The sequence below is a fragment of the Paraburkholderia sp. RL17-337-BIB-A genome (assembly GCF_046025895.1).
GTDB classification, from domain to species: Bacteria; Pseudomonadota; Gammaproteobacteria; order Burkholderiales; family Burkholderiaceae; genus Paraburkholderia; species Paraburkholderia fungorum_C.
The window spans coordinates 2,619,284-2,637,738 of the sequence record NZ_JARESY010000002.1 but is presented as its reverse complement, the minus strand read 5'-3'; the positions used below and the strand labels follow the sequence as shown (position 1 = coordinate 2,637,738).

Genomic DNA, 18,455 nt, shown 5'->3' with positions numbered 1-18,455 from the left:
CGGAGAAAACACTAACATGTTAGTAGTATTGCGCTTGATATCATCCACGGTCAATAGCCTGTCGGCTGATCGCGGGTTTTCCCTTAAGTTTCGACGGCTGCTTTAACTTATCCGCCATGTCCGCTTCTGCTACTACCCGAGTTTTGCACCGCAACCTGCCGATGTTGTTGCTGCGCGCCAGAGAAAAGATGATGGAGCGTTTCCGCCCGTTGATTACCGCGCACGGGCTGACCGAACAGCAATGGCGCGTGATTCGCGCGCTCAATGAGCATGGCCCGATGGAGCCGCGCCACATCTCCGATATCTGCACGATTTCGAGCCCGAGTATGGCCGGGGTGCTCGCGCGCATGGAGAGCATGGAACTGGTGACGAAGGAGCGTTTCGCGGAAGACCAGCGCCGCGTGTTGGTGTCGCTCACCGATACGAGTGTGGAGCTGGTGCGTGTGATCTCGAAGGATCTCGAGGCGCATTATCGCGAGCTGGAACGCAAGGTGGGGCCGGAAATCGTCGAGCGCGTGTATCGCGCGGTCGACGATCTGCTGGCGGGCCTTGAAGAAGAGGATGAGTGAGGCAGCCGCTCATTCGCGTTGGGCGGGCGGCGAGGCATGGGTAGTCGCGTTTTCCCTCGGCCCGAGCAGCCGCGGAATCTGGTTTTTGTCGGGCGTGCGCCGCGGTTGAGCTAGCACGCAGCGCGCATTTTCGGGGACGCCCTCGTGTCGTTCAGATTCGGTCGGCTTTTTCGTTATGGGCCAAGACGGACAGGAGGCTACCGATACTCGTCAATCTCGATAGTGCCGCCAAGCGACTCCATCATCACGCGGATATCGTCAGGAACATCGGGCACACGTTCGCCTGTCTCGTTGTGCCAGTAGCAAAAGAACCGCATTCGCGCGCCGGTTCTCTCGATGAGCGCGCGCAGGTCGTCCCGAGGCAGGCCAAGCCGATCAACCAGGTACCTCAGGTGCGGCTCAAGTCTGTCGCTCTTTACGGTTGCTTCACTGCTAACGTTCCAGTAGCCGAATCGCCATCTGTTTTCGCTGACACGGCCTGAGGGCATAACCTTGAGTTCACCCTTCACGCCGGAACGATCTGGCGCCACATTGAAATACGTGGTCCAAAACTCTGGGGGTTCGGCATCCTGATAGATTGAAAAGGACGCGTATGCAAGAGCGTGGTGCGTTGACATTGTGGCTCGTTCCTTAAGGTGCATAGACATGCATATTGTCGATCTTTGCGCCGTTGAAATACACGTCTCCGTTGTCATGCCGGATGACGTTGTCGTCTCCCCTCAACTTGTTTTCATCTTTCATTGTATGAATCATGGCGCCCAAGGTATTGCGATCGTAACCAAGCATCTTGGCTGCGTAACCCGGGTTTCTCGTACTAGCCGCGAGTTCTTCGGTGTCGGTGCTCAGCGCATCTTCGACATAATCGAACGGCAGCGCATCGCCGAGCGGCGTGGCAGCTTCCGTGAGATCAGCGGCGGCGTCAGCCAGTGATGAGGCGGCACTGTTCGCATAGCGGGCCGTAACAGCATTAACATGGTCCACCATGTCGTTATACCAGTCCATGTAGGCCGTCGCAGCTTCGTATGACATGCCCAGCCTCGTCATTAATTCCTCATGGAAGCTCGGGAGCCTTCTGGTTTTGGGCGCTCGATCGATCGAGGCGCTCCCCGTTCGCGATTGCTCGGCAATGAGTACAACGCTCTCACCACGAATCATGGATTGCAACGTCTCTACAACTTCAAGATCAGCGCCTTTTTCCGCAAGCCGCTGGTGCCAATGGAAGTTGCTTCCAAGGAACGAACGGACGCGCTGAACGAGCTCGGCATCCCGTGCCCATGCATCCGCGTATGTACGTTGCGCGAACTTCTTGCCTTCTTCAATCGCCTGCTTTTGCTCGGTAGTAAGAAAGATTCGCCCACTCCCATAGACATCCTTGCTGTACATCATCCATCGCTGCAACGAATCTGTTTTTAGTTCAGTGCCGCTCATTGCCCGGTCCTGTCGCGTTTGACGGCGTAAATCTACCAGGTTGGGCGGTATTCATGTTTTTGGGATGATGTGCGCTGGTTGCGCATGCGTGGTTGGGCAGAATGCGCAGCTTCATGCCGATCGGAAAGCGCTGTTCGATGTCGTCGACGGTCACGCCTGCTTCCGATGACAACAGAATCCCGTGGTCCTGATCAAATGACCGACGTAGTCCGTGCGCAGATCGCCGCCGGTGCGCGAGGCATCACCGTCTCGGCCTTTGGTCCATGCCGAAACGGTTGAGCCAAATACGCGGCACGCCACGTCCGGCCCATCTGCTCGGAACCCGCAGCGTGGTTCCATGATGTCCACGAATCGTTCATGGCGGCAACTCTTGAGTTCGGGAGTCTGGCAGCTTAAAGCGTTTGGATGCGAGCTTCCAGTGCGCACGGGTAGCGACGCATCCGCGGGTGAAAGCCAGAGCCGCTAGAATGTGCGCTTGAGCAGCGTAGCGGCAGGCAGCGCCCGCCGTCCATCCATTCGTTGTCGCTTCCATTTGAAGAGAAGTCCAATGCCGTTGTCACAGGGGCCATCGAGCGATCCGTCCAGCGCCACTGGCGGATCGACCAGCTTGTCGAATGATCCAGCTTCCCGCCCAGCCGAGGGCTCGGCACAAAGTGCCCTGAAACAGGGGGTATTTCTGCACGCGGGCTGGCGCAGCGCCGGAACGTGGATCTGGTCGCGCCTGCGCGCACTCGATTCCGTGACCGGCTTTTATGAACCGCTCAGCAACGTGCTCGCCGATCTGAGCCTCGCCGACATTTCCGCGTCCCGTCCTACGCTGACCTCGGGACATCCGCCGCTCGCCGCGCCGTACTTCGAGGAGTACCGGCCGTTTCTGCAAGAGGGTGTGCGCGGCGTAGCCGGATACCGGAAGCGTTTCGGCACGGATCGCTTCTCCAATGCACCCGACGCGGAATTCCCCGCGTTGCAGGCCTATCTGGCCAACCTGTGCGAGCGTACTACCGGGCACGGTAGCGTACCCGTGTTGAAGTTTTGCCGTTCGTCGGGCCGCTTGCCGTGGCTCAAGCGCGCATTCCCGCAAGTGACGCATGCGGCCGTGCTGCGCAATCCCGCCTCGCAGTTTGCCTCGGGGTGGTTGCTCAATCAGCAATGGAGCAACCCGTTCTTCGTGGCCGCACCGTTTCGCGTGCTGGGTCTGAATCAGTCGGAGCCTTTGGTCCGGCAGGCCATCGAAATCTGCGGCGTGAGCTTGCCGCCTGTCGTGCCGACTTCGGATGACGCCTACGCCATGGCGTGCGAGCAATATGCGCGCACGGCGGAAGGCAACAACGCGTATCGCGCGTTCGTCGCGTTGTGGATTCTCTGTGTGCTGCGGATGGCGGACGGCGTCGATCTGATGATCGACGTCGACCGCTTGGGGCAGTCGCGCGACTATGCGGCCGCGTTGCGCGCCGAGTTCCAGGCGCAGAGCGGCTTGTCGCCCGACTTTGGCAGCGCGCGCGATCTGGTCGAGGAAACGCGTCGCAGCGCGGCGCGCATGGCTGGGATCGACGGCCGGTCGATGCGAGCCGTTCACTCCGCGGCGCTGAAATTCCTCAAGGCGCAGAGTGGAGCGGACGCCGCCTTTACCGAACTCGTTCGCGAGAAGATGGTGCTCGCCAACGAATTGACCGAGCAATGGCGCTGAAGGTTCGCCAGGAGCGACGTCGTCAGCCAATACAGTTGCCACGCGAAAAACAATACAGTGAGGCGCGGTTTTATTGTGCTGTATCGGGAATATGACGGGCACCGTCGATACAGTTTGCCAATCCTACCGGCCTATCCCGAACATGAGGTAACGAAATGAATGCAGTGAGCGAACAAGCAAAGTTGTCGGTGCAACAGTTGGGTCATTACATCAGCGGCGCGCCGGTTGCGTCGACGAGCGGCCGGGTCAAGGACGTGTTCAATCCCGCCACTGGCCAGGTGACCGCTTCGGTCGCCCTGGCTTCGGTCGAGGAAGTGGACGCGGCGGTCAAGGCTGCCAAGGCCGCCTTTCCGGCCTGGAGCGAAACCGCGCCGATCAAGCGGGCGCGCATTCTGTTCAAGTTCAAGGAACTGCTGAACAGGCATCACGACGAACTCGCCATGCTGATCACGCGCGAACACGGCAAGGTGTTCACGGACGCGCAAGGCGAAGTGGTGCGCGGCATCGAAGTGGTCGAGTTCGCCTGCGGCATCCCGAACCTGCTGAAGACCGATTTCACCGACCAGATCGGCGGCGGCATCGATAACTGGAATCTGCGTCAGGCGCTGGGCGTGGTGGCGGGCATCACACCGTTCAATTTCCCGGTAATGGTGCCGATGTGGATGTTCCCGGTCGCGCTCGCGTGCGGCAACACGTTCGTGCTGAAGCCCTCGGAGCGCGACCCGTCGGCCTCGCTGCGGATTGCCGAACTGCTGAAGGAAGCCGGTTTGCCCGATGGCGTGTTCAACGTCGTGAACGGCGACAAGGTGGCCGTGGATGCGCTGATCGACCATCCGGACGTCGCGGCGCTGTCGTTTGTCGGCTCCACGCCGATCGCCGAATACATCTATACGGAAGCGTCGAAGCGCGGCAAGCGCGTGCAGGCGCTCGGCGGTGCGAAGAATCATCTGGTGGTGATGCCGGACGCCGATCTGGACCAGGCAGTCGACGCCTTGATCGGCGCCGCCTACGGTTCGGCTGGCGAGCGTTGCATGGCGATCTCGGTCGCGGTGGCAGTCGGCAATGTCGCCGATGAGTTGATCGAACGCCTGGTGCCGCGCGTCAAGTCGCTGGTCATCAAGAACGGTGAACATCTCGACGCTGAAATGGGTCCGTTGGTTACCGCCGAACATAAGGCCAAGGTGGCCGGCTATATCGACTCGGGCGTGGCGGAAGGCGCGAAACTGGTCGTCGATGGCCGTGCGCATCCGGTCGCGAATGAAGACGGCTTCTTCATCGGCGGTACGCTGTTCGACCAGGTCGGCACCGGGATGAAGATCTACAAGGAAGAAATCTTCGGCCCGGTGCTGGCCGTGGTGCGTGTGCCCGATTTCGCAAGCGCGGTCGAGTTGATCAACGCGCACGAATTCGGCAACGGCGTGTCGCTCTTCACGTCGGATGGTGGCGTGGCGCGCGCGTTCGGCCGGCAGATTCAGGTGGGCATGGTCGGCATCAATGTGCCGATTCCGGTGCCGATGGCATGGCACTCGTTTGGCGGCTGGAAGCGCTCGCTGTTCGGCGATCACCACGCGTATGGCGAGGAAGGCGTGCGTTTCTATACGCGCTACAAGAGCATCATGCAGCGCTGGCCGGATAGCATCGCGAAGGGCGCTGAGTTCACGATGCCGGTCGCGAAGTAAGCAATCAAACCCCGGCGGACGAATCCTCTTCCGCCTCACTCAGCACGGCATTCTGCACCGCAGTTGCAGGGCTGACATAAGCCGGCGCCTGACGCGGGTCGTCGATGCTGTAGCGCAAGCGTCCCGCTTCGAGATACACGCGCAACTGGCGATACTTCACCAGATAAACCAGGCCGACGACCGCCGCCGCGAAGCCCGATGCGGCGCCCACGCCGAGTGCCCACCGCGGGCCGAAGCGATCCGCCACCCAGCCCACCACCGGCGCGCCGAACGGTGTAGTGCCTAGCGAGATGGCCAGCAGGATCGCAATCACCCGGCCACGCATGGCCGGGTCGGTGGAGATTTGCACGAGACTGTTCGTCGAGGTGGTGAACGTCTGCGTGGATATGCCAATCACGACAAGTGCAAGCCCGAACAGCACATAGTTCGGCATGAGCGAGGCGGTCGTACAGCCCATTCCGAAAAGCGCCGCTGCGACGATCAGAATAGCCATGCGAGGCTTCGCTCTGCGCGCGGCCAGCAGCGCCCCGGTCACCGAACCGATTGCCATGGTCGAGCTCAACACGCCGTATTGGCTTGCGCCCGCATGAAAGGCGGTGACCGACATGGTCGAGATGAAGATCGGGAAGTTCAGCCCGAAGGCGCCGATCAGAAACAGCATCAACAGCGCGGCCTTCAGATCGGGACGCGTCCACACATACTTGAATCCCTCCACGAAACTGCCGCGTGTACGTACCGCACGAGGCTTCAGATTCAGTTCGCTGATGCGCAGCATGCGCAGCGAACCGAGCACGGCGACGAACGAGAGCGCATTGATCAGAAACACCCAGCCGGTGCCCACCGAGGCGATCAATAGCCCCGCGACGGCGGGCCCGATCATGCGCGCCGCGTTGAACGAGGTGGAATTCAACGCGACCGCGTTCGACAGATCGGCTTCGCCCACCAGATCGGAGACAAAGGTCTGACGTGCCGGTGAATCGAACGCGGTGACGCAGCCGAGCAGCCCCGCAAACATATAGACCTGCCATAACCGCACGAGGCCGGTCACCGTAAGAAGCCCGAGGCACAGCGCCAATGTGCCCATCGCCGCCTGCGTGGCGAACAGCAGCTTGCGACGGTCGAAATGATCGGCCGCATAGCCGGTTAGCGGCAGCAGAAGCATTTGCGGCCCGAACTGCAGCGACATCACAATGCCCACGGAGGTGGCATTGTGATGCGTGAGTTCTGTGAGCACGAGCCAGTCCTGCGCCGTGCGCTGCATCCATGTTCCGATGTTGGAGACGATCGCCCCGCTGGCCCAGACCCGGTAGTTGAACGTACGCAGCGAGCGGAATGTGCCGCTCATCGGGACATTCCGGTGTGGACGATCCGCGTCGCGCAGCGGTTCAAACGCATGCTCATGCGCGCGATTTCTCGAGCAGATCGAGGACGTCCTGCGTCGTGCCGGTTTCGCCGAGGCGCGGGAAGATTCGCGCGATGCTGTTGGTGTGCGCGTCGAGGTTCATGTCCGTCATCGCGTCGACCGCGAAAGTGACGTTGAAGCCGAGTTCGTGGGCAAAACGCGCGGTGGACTCGACGCCGATGCTGGTGGCCACGCCGACCAGCACCACTTGCGTGACGCCTTGCTTGCGCAGATACGCTTCAAGATCCGTATTGGTGAACGCGCCCCAGGTGCGCTTGGTGACCAGATGATCCGACGGCTGCCGATTCACTTCAGGGACGAGTTCGACAAAGTCAGCTGGGAAATCGCCGCTGTGGCGCGCTTGTTCCGCGCGACCCGGAGCGCCGCCCGCAACGTTGACGAGCACCACCGGCAGACCGTGGCGGCGAAACGCGTCGGCCAGCGAGGCGGAGCGTGTCACGACCTCGGCGGTGGGGTGGGCGGTGGGCAGCGCAACGATGCCTCGCTGCAAATCGATGACGAGCAATGCGGTCTTTGCGTCGAGCGTGGTGAGAGCCATGAGCTTTTCCTGGAAGTTACAAGTCGATGAGGCGTTTGAGCAGGTCGATACCAATCGTGAGTTGTTTCTGTTCAGCGGCGCTGAAGCGGGTCTGGATGGTACGGAATAGCCAGTCTTCGCGTGCCGTGCGGCTTGCCTTGACCTTCTTGCGGAAGGCGGGCGTGAGGGAAAGAACAGTTTGCCGCCCGTCGTTCGGATCCGGTGCGCCGCTCACGAGCCCGGCAGCTTTCAGAACCGAAAGCGTCTCGCCCATGGATTGCGGACGCATGCCCTGGATGCGCGCGAGCGTTGTAACCGTTGCGGGACCTTCGCGTTCGAGCAGGCCGAGAACCTGTACTTGTGACGGCGTGAAATCGCCCACATGCGCTTCTTCGCGCAACCGGCGGCGCAATTTGCCGACCAGAACGCGCAGGTCTTCCGCCGTTGCGTGCAGCGCGTCGGCATCGGAGGGTGTGCGTGTGGGCTGAGTACCGTTGCTGGCCATACCGGCATATATGAAGGTTACCTTCGTAGGTTACCTTCGCATGTACCGGGAGTCAAGTTGACGGAAAGAGGGCGCAATGCAGGGTGGGGCGAACAGTCATTCGTGCCGGGTCTTTGGCTCTCTCATGTGGACCAGGCGAATTATTCTCGCTGGTACCAGTCAGGACCCCGCGTTTCTTCAGGCGGGCGCCGCGGTGCGGCTGGAGCGGCATCATCTGCGGCGGCCGTTGCGCTGGCGGAGATAGGAGGCGCACGAGCCCGACCTCGTGGCGTGCCGCTCTCTCGTATCACTGCTTGCGATCGACGCCGGCGATGCAGATGCAGCCCGAAAGGCTATGCGAGCCCATATCGACGGGGGAATTGCCAGATTGTTTGGTCGATAGCCAGGCAAGTCGAGTCTGGATCAAGAAACGGTGTGACCGGCTTTTAAGTTTTAGTCTGTAGCAATCGGGGTTGTGCTCACCCACCTATCCATTCACCAGTGCCGCCTGGCGCGTGAGCTGCGCTCGTGCGAGCCGGCCCAGGCGGCGGACTCCGTCTTCCATGCGGTCGTCCCAGGCATGCCCGGCGCTCAGGCGCAGGCAATTGCGAAAGCGCCGGCTCGCGGAAAAGACGTCGCCGGGTGCGAAGCAAATGCCTTGCTCGAGCGCCTCGTCGAAGAGCTCACGCGAATCGAAGCGTCTTGGCAGTTCGAGCCAGAGTACAAAGCCGCCTGCTGGTCGGCTGACTCTCGTGTCGGCGGGGAAGTTTGCCTCGATCGTCCGAGTCATGCGCGCAAGGTTTTCTTCGAAGACTCGGCGGATGCGGCGCAGGTGCGAATCGTAGCTGCCGCTCTCCAGGAAGTCCGCGAGTGCGACCTGCGGCAAGACCGGGCAGCAGAGGCTGAACGCGAGTTTGCGCTCCATCACTTGCTGCGTATAGGCGCCCGCTGCAATCCATCCGACCCGGTATCCGGGCGCAAGGGATTTCGAAAACGAGCTGCAGTAGATCGTATTGGCGCCGCCGTCGAGCGCGATGAACGGCTTCGGCCGTTCGCGACCGAAGTGAATGTCGCCATAGACGTCGTCTTCGATGAGCGGTACGGCATGCCGCGCGAGCACCGCGAGGAGCGCGCGTTTATCGGCTTCGGCCATCGCCGAGCCGAGTGGATTGTTGAAGCTCGATGACAGCACGCAGGCCGCCACAGGTTCCGTATCGAGCAGGCGTGTGAGCGTGCCGACGTCGATGCCGCGCATCGGGTGAGTTGGCAGTTCGAATGCCTTCAGGCCGAGCATTTCAATAGTGTGAAGGAACCCGAAGTATGTGGGCGATTCGATCGCGATCGAATCGCCACGCGTGGCGACAGCCGTGAGCGCGAGTGTCAGCGCCTCGGTGCAGCCGCACGTCACGAGCACGTCGTCGGGCGAGAGCGCATGCCCGACGCGCATCGCGCGCTTTGCGATCTCGCGGCGCAGGCGCGGCTCGCCGTGCGGCGCGCAATAGGTGTTGTAGCGCGTGCCGTGTTGACGTGCGGCGCGCGCGAGCGCGAGGTCGAGCCGCCTGGATTGCAGCAGCGCCGCGTCGGGCACGGCGCAGCCAAGGGGGACGAGCGCCGGATTCGATGCGTGCTCGAGAAGCGCTGTAACCGCTCCGCTGATCGACACGGTTGACGCCTTCGCGCGCGCCCGCGAGGCCGACGGCAACGCGAGGGCGCCGCGGCGCGCAGCCGCGACGTAGAAGCCCGACTGCGGACGCGCGACGAGGACGCCGCGATCTTCGAGCAGGCGATATGCCTGTAACGCCGTGGAGATGCTGATGCTGTGCTGCTCGCTGACTGCGCGCACGGATGGCAGTCGCATGCCCGGTGCGAGCGCGCCCTTGTCGATCATGCCGACGATGAGTTCGGCCAGCTGCTCGTAACGGTACGGAGTGGGCGTGTCCATAGAAGCGTTCGTAACGGAGTAATCCCTGATTATCGACGCGACGCCCTGGCTCGCCAAGGGAAATTGTGATGGTCCATTCTGCAGAAAACTGTGACTGTTATGGTCGACCCAAGGACGCTACGATGCATGCGTTGCGATCGCGTCCGAAGGAACCGGGATGTCGTACCTCAGCGAGGCCCTGCGCACGGCTGTGACTTCATCGAGGCCGTGCCGGAGCGGCAGTTCGACGGCCAGGCAGCAGATCGTCTGGCGAATGACTCACAGCAAATGCAAGGCACAGGCATGAACAGTTTCCAGCAGAATTTCGATGAAAGACAACGGCCCGGCTTCAACGAAGCGAATTCGCTCGCCTGGCGCGGGAGATTTCCTCGCAACGAGATCATTTCACTGCTCGACGTGAATCGGCCGTTCAATCTGGCGGAGAGCACTTCGCAAGACTTGACGGTCGGCGAATTGCTGGACCTGGCGGGTCTCGACCGCATCCGCGAGCTGAAGCTCGGCTATGGAACCTCCGCTGGGTCGTTAGCGCTGCGCGAGGCCATTGCGGAGGGCTGCGGTGTTCCAACGGAGCAGATCATCACGACACAAGGTACCGCGCTCGGGCTCTTTCTTCTCGCTTTCGAGGTCTGCCGGTCCGGCGACGAGGCTGTCCTCGCGACACCCTGCTTTCCGCCGAGCCGTGACTGCCTGCTCGGAGCCGGCGTCGAGGTGCGTGAGATCAAGCTGTCGTTCGAGAATGGCTATCGACTGGACCTGGACCTGGATCGGATCGACGCCAGCCTGTCGTCAAAGACAAAGCTGGTCAGCCTTGCTTCGCCACAAAATCCAGCTGGCGTCCAGACGTCTCGCGCCGACATCGAGAAGCTCCTTGCCGTGATGGAAAGGCGCTCTCCGGAAGCGATACTTTTCGTCGACGAGACCTATCGGGAAGCCGCCTACGGCGACGATGCGGTGGCCGACAGTTTCGCGGCGCTCGACGCGCGCATCGTCACCGGCGCGTCGGTTTCGAAGGCGCTCGGCGCGCCGGGCTTGCGGACGGGCTGGCTCACGGTGGCGGACGCTGATCTTCGGGCGCGTCTCACCGTCGCCAGGATGAACACCGTGATCTCGGGTTCGGTGCTCGACGAGACGCTCGCCACCGTGCTTCTGCGTCACAGGGAAGGTGTGCTCGCACCGCGCCGCCGGTTGCTCGCCGGCGCTCTCCGGGAACTGGCGCACTGGTGCGAGAGCGAGCGCGAACGCGTCGAGTGGGTCCGACCCGACGCCGGTGCGCTGTGCTGCGTGCGCCTGCGCTCCGAGGCATTCGACGAGGCTGCCGTCTCGCGCTTTTGGGATCTGCTGCCGGCTCATGACTTGCAACTGGCGTCCGGAGCATGGTTTGGGGAAAGCAGCCGTGTATTCCGGTTGGGCTTTGGCTATCTGCCGCCTGCGCGTCTGGGAGCCGCGTTGTCCGCGCTCTCGTCGGCTCTGGACGCCACGATTGCCTGATGCGTCGTAACCCTTGGACATCTGGAGTAACGCTATGAGAGTAAAAATCGCGTATCTCGAGGAACCTCCGTTCTACTGGACGGGTAACGATCATTGCGCGACGGGCGCCGACATCGAGCTGGCTGACGTGGTGCTTCGAGCGATCGGTGTGTCCTCGATCGAACATCATTTGACCTCATTCGAAGAGCTCGTGCCCGGCGTGCAGGAAGGTCGCTGGGACATGAACGTGCCGATTTTCGTGACGGCAGAGCGAGCCGGGCGCGTTGCATTCAGTGTGCCGGTCTGGTCGCTGGGCGATGGCTTTTTGCTTCGTCATGGCAATCCGAAAGCGCTGACGAGCTACCGGGCCGTCGCGGTGCGCAACGACGCTCGGCTCGGGATCGTTGCCGGGACGATTCAGTACGACGCCGCAATGTCGGCGGGTGTGAGCGATAGCCAGATCGTGGCGTTCAAGGACCAGCCGCACGCGATCGACGCGCTGCTTGCAGGACAGATCGACGCCTACGCGAGCACGGCGGTGGGAAGCCGTGTCCTGGCGGGTGCCCATAAGGAACTGGAAGTAGTTGGGCTCGAAAAGAGCATGCAAGGCAAAGGACCTCTCGGGGCCTTTTCGTTCAACAAGAGCGATCATGCGCTTCTGGAGGCGGTGAATGAGCAGCTTCGAAAGTACCTCGGTTCGTCGGATCACCGTGCGCGCATGGCGAAGTACGGTCTCACACGGACGGAGCTCGACAGCGTGAGCGCAGCCTGAGCGGCGAGTCCGCGGGATTCAGATGGAGGGAACATGAAGCGATCCTATAAAGTCGTTGATGTCTTTAGCTTCCGGCCGCTTCTGGGCAATCCAGTGGCCGTGGTAATGGACGCCGAGGGCCTCACCGCCGACGCGATGCAGGCTGTCGCGAGCTGGACCAACCTTTCGGAAACGACGTTTGTCCTTCCGCCCACGACAGCCGACGCCGACTACCGCTTGAGGATTTTCACGCCGCGTAGCGAGCTTCCTTTCGCCGGACATCCGACGCTTGGTAGTGCGCATGCCATCCTGGAAGCCGGGCGCGTCGCGCCTCGCCGAAGCGGTCGATTGATTCAGCAATGCGGCATCGGGCTCGTCGAATTGACAATCGAGGCGCGAGGCGGAGACCGCGAGCTCACCTTCCGGCTGCCGCCTGCGAAGTTGGAGCCGCTCCACACGGCGGACATGGCAGAGCTGGAGCGCACCCTCGGGTGCAAAGTAGACCTGAAGACTGCGCCAGGCGTCGTGAACGTTGGCGCCATCTGGATCGTGGTGCAACTGAACGATGCGGCTTCCGTGCTGGATCTTCGGCCGGATCTCGCGAGACTGGCTGAGCTCGAACGCCGCCTGGGCGTCACAGGCCTGACCGTATTCGGCGCTCGCGCGCATGGCGACGACGCGGCAATAGAAGTGCGTACCTTCGCGCCTTCCTGTGGCGTCGACGAGGATCCTGTCTGCGGAAGCGGCAACGGCAGCGTGGCCGTCTTCCAGCGGCAGCGCGGCCTGTTGCCGCCCGGCGGAATCGATTACGTGGCGGCTCAGGGACGCTGCGTCGGTCGAGATGGACGAGTCAGGATAAGCGTGGATGCGGACGGAACCGTCAGCGTCGGCGGTTCTTGCGTCACGTCCGTGGAAGGCTCGCTTATGCTCTAGACGGAGACCGGGCGCGAGACGCGCTGAAACTGGTTCATCTGATTTGCAATTCGCTGAGCAAGATAGCGTGTCAGGATTGCATATTAAATTGACCTGACGACTCATGGCGCGGAGCGCCATCGACATGGTGTTCGGATCAACGCCGATCGTCAGCAGTAGAGCCGCAGGTTGATCATCGTGTAGGCGAGTGTCTTGAGCGCGTAGTGGACCGGGCTCAGACGCTCGAAGCGAAGCAGCAGGCGCCGGAACTTGTCCTCCCAGGTGAAGACCCGCTCGATAGTCCTGAAGCGCTCCTCGAAAATGGCCGGATTAAAGCCCAGTTTGCGGCCCCGCTTCAGCGTTTTACGTCCACGCGGGTTTTCGGGAATGTTGGGAATCATGTCGCGGTTGAAAATCGCCTTGCGGTTGGCCCGGCAGTCGTAGACGCCGTCCAGGCTGACCGTTGAGCCTTGCAGGTCCATGCCAAAGGCGCGTGCCATGTGGTTCAATCTGGGCGGCGCGTCACACAGCAGCGGCGATTCGTTGCGGTTGCCCGGGGCAGAAACGAATGGCGCGATCACGTTGCAGCGGCGATCGCAGAAGGCAACCACCTTGTCGCCCTTGAGGTGCTTGTGTCCGCTGTATCCCAGGTTATCGCCGCCCTTCTTCGCGGCAGTGGTCGTGCCGTCGCCGTGAATGACCGTGAGGTCGAGCAGCCCGTCCTGGTGAAGCTTGCGCACCGAGCCGGCAAAAATCCGGTCGATGCAGCCATCGGCCTGCCACCGCCGCAGTGCCCGATAGATGCGCGTGTAGTAGATTTCAGGACGACCTTCGGCATTCTTTTCGATCGGCAGCATCTTCCACTGACAGCCCATGTACAGCAGCTGAAGGATGTAGTTGAAGATCTTGCGCAACGCCAGCGTCGGTGCCGGTCCGCGCCGGCCTCCCGCGTCATCCAATCCAGTCCTGATGCGGCTCGCAGACAAATTTAGCCGCCTCGGAAAACCCGCAACGAGTTGGAAGCATCCGGATAGCATTCGGGAAGTAGTGCGACCTGCTCGAAGTGCGTCGTTACGCTGGGCACCGACAGTCATCGCGTCTAGTGGAAGGGGTTGCCATGTCAATGCATTTCCAGATTCATGGAGGGAGACAGTCCACGGCGCGCACGCGGCGTTGGGGGTACGGTGTCGACTTTCGACGCAGGATTCGCGGGGAGTCCCAGGACGTCGGATTCAGGAAACAGCGACATCGAACGATGTGCTGCCCCTTGTACATCCCGCGCGCTGTGTGGTCAGAGCGGCATTAGCGCATAACCAGCTTGCTGCAGGGTTGTCACGGTAGTCAGTGCGGACAACGACAGCGTCACTCTGGGGTCAATCCAGCCATACTCGAAGTGGTGTTCTGCCATCGCCTGGCCACACACCGCGATCGTGATACCGTCCTTCCTGAGTTCCGCAATCAACGGCAGATTGGGGTTCGGCACTCCGAACTGTGCACGGTAGTGTGCGTCGTCGAGCACCAGCGATGTGGCCGAGCCAGAGGCGACCGCGACAAATTTGAGTTTGCTCAAAGGCACGCCCGACGCCACGTAGAGATTGACCGCGCGCGCAACATGATCAAGCGCCGGACTTACCTCGCCGGGTTTCTCGCCCCCCTGCGTCAAGGCGAAGACAACTTTGTAGGTGTGACCCGGTTGTGGCTTGAAAGCGCTGTTTGGCAAAAAATGCATCTTGCCGTAGTTGTGAACGGTCGGTGTGGTCCAGAAGTCGGGTGAATCCATCGTGCCTGCGTGGGTGGACAATGAAGCGGCAGCGAGCGCTGCGGTAACTACGAAAGTTTTGACTTTGTACATGGTTGATTGCGATTTCGCTACTGGCGCACAAGGGTTGGAATCAGGGGTGGTAAAGCCCCCGTGCGAGGCGCCCGAGTAAGCCCGATTCGAAGCGCAGACTGGCGAAGATTGCCGTACGCTGTCAAACCCGCTTATCTCCGGCTCTCAATTGATTTAACTAAATACCTGAGCGCATTCGTCTATGCCACTTGCGCCAAAAAAATGTGGCCAACGAGAGTCATCCGCCTAGCCCGGCCTTCGCCATCATCCCAAGCGCCACGCAGATCAACACCCCCGCGAACCCCACCTGCACATGCAGCGCGGAGAGACGATGCGAGACCAGCCGCCCGGTCACCATGCCGGCGGCCGTTGCCAGACTGAACCACAGCGTCAGGTCGAGCGGCAACGGCGCGCCGTGCAGGACCGTCGCGACGACACCGCCGCTGCCGACCAGCGCGATCACCATCAGCGACGTGGCGACGATCCCATGCATCGACACGTTGGTCAGCTTGCGCAGCATGGGCACGATGATGAAGCCGCCGCCCACCCCGAGCAGTCCCGTCATGAGCCCGGTCAATGCGCCGGTCGCCGCGAGCGCGGCTCCAGTCGTCCACGACCAGATCAGCCGCCCGGTGTCGGGGTTGATGTGGGCGACGCAAAACCGCGAGTCCGCGTTGTCCGGGCGTCCGCGCCGCAAAGCCTGTGATAACAGCCTTCCGGCCACCACCAGCATGACGGTGGCAAACAGCGCCAATAGCACGCGCTGCGGCAAGGCGTGGGCAGCGCGCACGCCGAGCGAGGTCAGCGGCACACCCGCTGCGGCCATGAACAACGCGGCGCGGTAACGGACGAGGCGTTGCCGGAGTGCTTCAAGCGCGCCGATCGCAGCGCTGCCCGCCACGGCAACCAGCGCAACCGGCGTCGCCTGCTGCATCGGCCAGCCCATGCCGGCCACGAGTGCCGGAACTGCGAGGATGCCGCCGCCAGCGCCGGTCAGGCCGAGCACCGCGCCAACGATGGCGCCGAGGATAAGTGAAGTGAGCATGAGAAATCCGACAGGTTGTTGGCGACGCTGCGTTAGTCCAGTAGTTCAGGCTGCGCCATCCACTCGCGCCCCTTGAGCATCCCCTGCCAGTAAAGCGGCGGCAGGATGCGCTCCTTCAGCAACCACGCGAGGCGCGACGGGCGCTTGCCGTCGATCAGCCAGGTCGGCAGCGTCGGCGCGACCTTCCCGCCATAGAGGAATTCCGCGAGCACGATCTTGCCGCGTTCGACGGTCAGCGGGCATGATCCATATCCGTCGTACGCTGCCTCGCCCCGGACCTTCCCGAGGGCGGCAAGCACGTTGTGGGCGACAACGGGTGCCTGCTTGCGCGCGGCGGCGGCGGTTTTCGCATTGGGCGTGTTCGCGGCATCGCCGAGCGCGAAGACGTTTGAGTAGGTCTTGTGGCGCAGCGTCGCCTGGTCGACATCAACCCAGCCCGCCTTATCAGCCAGCGGACTGACGCGGATGAAGTCCGGGGCCTTCTGTGGCGGCACCACGTGGATCATGTCGAACTCACGGGTCACCGATTCAGCGGTGCCGCTCTCGAGCGTGCGCCTGAAAGTCGCGCGCCTGGCCGGCCCGTCTATCGCACTCAGGTTGAAGCCGAAGTTCAGCGCGATGTCGTAACGCCTGACGTACTCCATCAATGCCGGGACATAGTCGGCCACGCCGAACAACACCGCGCCGGCGTTGAAGAACTGAACATCGATCTGCTCGAGCCGGCCTGTACGCCGCCAGTGATCCGAGGACAGATACATCGCCTTTTGCGGCGCCCCAGCGCACTTGATCGGCATCGGCGGCTGGGTGAACAGCGCGCGGCCACTCTTGAGTTCGCTCACGAGCTGCCAGGTATACGGCGCGAGATCGTAGCGGTAGTTGGACGTCACGCCATTCTGGCCGAGTGTTTCGGACAACCCATCGATGGCATGCCAGTCGAGCTTTAGCCCTGGACAGACGATGAGCTGCCTGTAGCTCACTACCCGGCATCCTTCGAGTACGACCGCATTCTTTTCTGGCTCGAACGCAGCCACCGCGGCCTTGATCCAGTGCACCTGGCGCGGCAGCACGGCGGCCATATCGCGGGCCGTGGTCTCAGGATCGAATACACCGGCTCCGACCATGGTCCAGCCTGGCTGGTAATAGTGGACGCCGGCCGGGTCGATGATGGCGATGTCGAGGTTGCGGTCGCGCGCGAGCAGGCTCGAGGCAACCGCTATGCCGGCGGCGCCCGCGCCGATGATCACAATGTCGTGACTGGCCACGGCTACTTCGACGGGCACCTTGCCGCCGTTGGCAATACGCCGCGCCAGCGCGGACAGATCATAACCTGCTGCCCTGGCGGCGGCGATGATGTCCGGCAGCGTCCCGCAGGGCGCTTCGGACAGCGCCCACAGCGTCGCGGCACGCATCCCGGTGCGGCAATAAGCGAGCACCGGCTTCGGCAGTGCCTGCATCAGTTCGCCGAACTGCGCTGCGTCGCCATCGCCGACCTTGCCGGACTCGACGGGCAGGTAATGGGCCTCGATATCCAGTTCACGGGCCGCCGCCTCGATCTCGCTAAAGCTCGGCTGGTCGGAACCTTCGCCGTCGGGGCGATTGCAGACGATGGCGCGAAAGCCAGCGGCCTTGATTGCATGCAGATCGGATGCGGCAACCTGCTGCGACACGGCCAGTTCGGCCGTCAGTTTCTTGATGTCCATTTACTTCTCCTGTTGCTTCCATGAATCACGTGCACCGCCTCAGATTGCGTTGAGGGGAATCTTGAGATACAGCACTCCGTTATCTTCCGGATCGGGCATATGTCCCGCCCGCATGTTGACCTGCACTGACGGCAGCATCAGCACCGGCATGTTGAGTGTCGCGTCGCGCGCGGTGCGCATCGCCACAAAAGCTTCCTCGCCGATACCGTTGCGGATATGGACGTTGTGTTCGCGCTCCTCGGCTACCGTGCTGACAAATTGCAAGGGCCGCCCGCCGGGCTGGTAGTCGTGGCACATGTACAGCTTCGTGTCCGCCGGCAGGCTCAACACCTTGTTGATCGACCGGTAAAGCGTACGGGCGTCGCCGCCGGGAAAGTCGCAGCGCGCGGTGCCATAGTCGGGCATGAACAGGGTGTCGCCGACAAAGGCTGCGGTCTGCGCGCCGTCGCTGACCACATAGGTCATGCAGGCCGGCGTATGGCCCGGGGTATGGATGGCGCGCGCCTGCAACGCTCCGACGGCGAATGTTTCGCCGTCGGAGAGCAGGTGATCGAACTGGCTGCCATCGTGCGCGAATAGCGAGCCGGCGTTGAACAGCTTGCCGAACTCGTCTTGCACGCGCGTCACCTGCGCGCCAATCGCAATCTTTCCGCCGAGTCTTTCCTTGAGGTAGGGCGCGGCGGACAGATGGTCGGCGTGCACGTGGGTTTCGAGAAGCCATTGGACCTTCGCGCCAAGCTCGTGGACGCGAGAGACGAGCCTGTCGGCGGTCGTCGTGCCGGTACGACCGGACTTCGGGTCGTAGTCAAGGACGCTGTCGATCAGCGCACAGTCGCCCGTGCGGACATCCAGCAACAGGTAGCTGACCGTCCAGGTACCGGGGTCGAAGAAGCCTTCGACCTGCATAGGGCTGATGGTATTCAACATGCTCTCCTCAAACGAATGGATCTTACGAAACAGGCAGGCCGGCCAATCAATACAAGAACTGTTCCACCTCACCAAAATTGACAAAAGTTTTTT

Annotated in this window: 17 protein-coding genes and 1 pseudogene; 6 read left to right on the top strand and 12 right to left on the bottom strand. The window is 62.1% G+C overall.

The window, feature by feature from the left end:
• Positions 1–161: 161 nt before the first annotated feature.
• On the top strand, positions 162–569 hold the full coding sequence (gene hpaR / locus P0D84_RS32535) for a homoprotocatechuate degradation operon regulator HpaR (RefSeq protein ID WP_042277081.1): 408 nt from the start codon (positions 162–164) through the stop codon (positions 567–569).
• Between the two features lie 197 nt (positions 570–766).
• Here hpaR and P0D84_RS32530 read toward each other — a convergent pair whose 3' ends face one another.
• The 3 genes and pseudogenes from P0D84_RS32530 to P0D84_RS32520 form a co-directional block, all read right to left on the bottom strand.
• Complete coding sequence (locus P0D84_RS32530; RefSeq protein ID WP_408343454.1) at positions 767–1,186, bottom strand: DUF4279 domain-containing protein; 420 nt, start codon at positions 1,184–1,186, stop codon at positions 767–769.
• Positions 1,187–1,199: 13 nt separating this feature from the next.
• Positions 1,200–1,997: a hypothetical protein gene (locus tag P0D84_RS32525; RefSeq protein WP_408343452.1), complete on the bottom strand. Its 798-nt coding sequence runs from the start codon at positions 1,995–1,997 to the stop codon at positions 1,200–1,202.
• Positions 1,984–2,187, bottom strand: a pseudogene (locus tag P0D84_RS32520) (hypothetical protein); the annotation flags it as partial. The pseudogene P0D84_RS32520 and the gene P0D84_RS32525, both read right to left, overlap by 14 nt.
• Positions 2,188–2,544: 357 nt before the next feature.
• On the opposite strand from P0D84_RS32520, the gene P0D84_RS32515 reads away from it, so the two are divergent.
• Both P0D84_RS32515 and P0D84_RS32510 read left to right on the top strand, forming a co-directional pair.
• Positions 2,545–3,684 (top strand): hypothetical protein, encoded by a 1,140-nt coding sequence (locus P0D84_RS32515; RefSeq protein WP_408343450.1) that lies wholly within the window; start codon positions 2,545–2,547, stop codon positions 3,682–3,684.
• A gap of 155 nt (positions 3,685–3,839) precedes the next feature.
• Positions 3,840–5,363 (top strand): CoA-acylating methylmalonate-semialdehyde dehydrogenase, encoded by a 1,524-nt coding sequence (locus P0D84_RS32510; protein ID WP_408343448.1) that lies wholly within the window; start codon positions 3,840–3,842, stop codon positions 5,361–5,363.
• A gap of 4 nt (positions 5,364–5,367) precedes the next feature.
• Here the strand turns inward: P0D84_RS32510 and P0D84_RS32505 are convergent, their stop codons facing one another.
• From P0D84_RS32505 to P0D84_RS32490, 4 genes are all read right to left on the bottom strand, one after another.
• Positions 5,368–6,708, bottom strand: a complete 1,341-nt coding sequence (locus tag P0D84_RS32505) for an MFS transporter (RefSeq protein WP_408343446.1) — start codon at positions 6,706–6,708, stop codon at positions 5,368–5,370.
• Between the two features lie 52 nt (positions 6,709–6,760).
• Positions 6,761–7,324, bottom strand: coding sequence for an isochorismatase family protein (locus tag P0D84_RS32500; protein ID WP_408343443.1), 564 nt, complete (start codon positions 7,322–7,324; stop codon positions 6,761–6,763).
• Positions 7,325–7,340: 16 nt separating this feature from the next.
• The gene (locus P0D84_RS32495; RefSeq protein WP_408343441.1) at positions 7,341–7,808 is read right to left on the bottom strand and encodes a MarR family winged helix-turn-helix transcriptional regulator; all 468 of its coding nucleotides are present in this window, start codon (positions 7,806–7,808) and stop codon (positions 7,341–7,343) included.
• A 466-nt stretch (positions 7,809–8,274) separates the two neighbouring features.
• The gene (locus P0D84_RS32490; protein WP_408343439.1) at positions 8,275–9,729 is read right to left on the bottom strand and encodes an aminotransferase-like domain-containing protein; all 1,455 of its coding nucleotides are present in this window, start codon (positions 9,727–9,729) and stop codon (positions 8,275–8,277) included.
• Between the two features lie 282 nt (positions 9,730–10,011).
• Here P0D84_RS32490 and P0D84_RS32485 point away from each other — a divergent pair, with 282 nt between their 5' ends.
• From P0D84_RS32485 to P0D84_RS32475, 3 genes are read left to right on the top strand one after another with little or no spacing between them, the layout of a single operon-like run.
• The gene (locus P0D84_RS32485) at positions 10,012–11,217 is read left to right on the top strand and encodes a pyridoxal phosphate-dependent aminotransferase (RefSeq protein ID WP_408343437.1); all 1,206 of its coding nucleotides are present in this window, start codon (positions 10,012–10,014) and stop codon (positions 11,215–11,217) included.
• A gap of 34 nt (positions 11,218–11,251) precedes the next feature.
• On the top strand, positions 11,252–11,968 hold the full coding sequence (locus P0D84_RS32480; RefSeq protein ID WP_408343434.1) for a transporter substrate-binding domain-containing protein: 717 nt from the start codon (positions 11,252–11,254) through the stop codon (positions 11,966–11,968).
• 33 nt (positions 11,969–12,001) lie between these two features.
• Positions 12,002–12,880, top strand: a complete 879-nt coding sequence (locus P0D84_RS32475; RefSeq protein WP_408343432.1) for a PhzF family phenazine biosynthesis protein — start codon at positions 12,002–12,004, stop codon at positions 12,878–12,880.
• A 149-nt stretch (positions 12,881–13,029) separates the two neighbouring features.
• Here P0D84_RS32475 and P0D84_RS32470 read toward each other — a convergent pair whose 3' ends face one another.
• From P0D84_RS32470 to P0D84_RS32450, 5 genes are all read right to left on the bottom strand, one after another.
• Positions 13,030–13,896, bottom strand: coding sequence for a transposase (locus P0D84_RS32470; protein ID WP_408346205.1), 867 nt, complete (start codon positions 13,894–13,896; stop codon positions 13,030–13,032).
• 254 nt (positions 13,897–14,150) lie between these two features.
• The gene (locus P0D84_RS32465) at positions 14,151–14,639 is read right to left on the bottom strand and encodes a DsrE family protein (RefSeq protein WP_408343430.1); all 489 of its coding nucleotides are present in this window, start codon (positions 14,637–14,639) and stop codon (positions 14,151–14,153) included.
• A 289-nt stretch (positions 14,640–14,928) separates the two neighbouring features.
• A complete protein-coding gene (locus tag P0D84_RS32460) occupies positions 14,929–15,735 on the bottom strand; it encodes a sulfite exporter TauE/SafE family protein (RefSeq protein WP_408343428.1) in 807 nt (268 codons plus the stop codon).
• Positions 15,736–15,767: 32 nt separating this feature from the next.
• Positions 15,768–17,435, bottom strand: a complete 1,668-nt coding sequence (locus tag P0D84_RS32455; protein ID WP_408343426.1) for a bifunctional protein tyrosine phosphatase family protein/NAD(P)/FAD-dependent oxidoreductase — start codon at positions 17,433–17,435, stop codon at positions 15,768–15,770.
• Positions 17,436–17,474: 39 nt separating this feature from the next.
• The gene (locus P0D84_RS32450) at positions 17,475–18,362 is read right to left on the bottom strand and encodes an MBL fold metallo-hydrolase (RefSeq protein WP_408343424.1); all 888 of its coding nucleotides are present in this window, start codon (positions 18,360–18,362) and stop codon (positions 17,475–17,477) included.
• Positions 18,363–18,455: the final 93 nt, after the last annotated feature.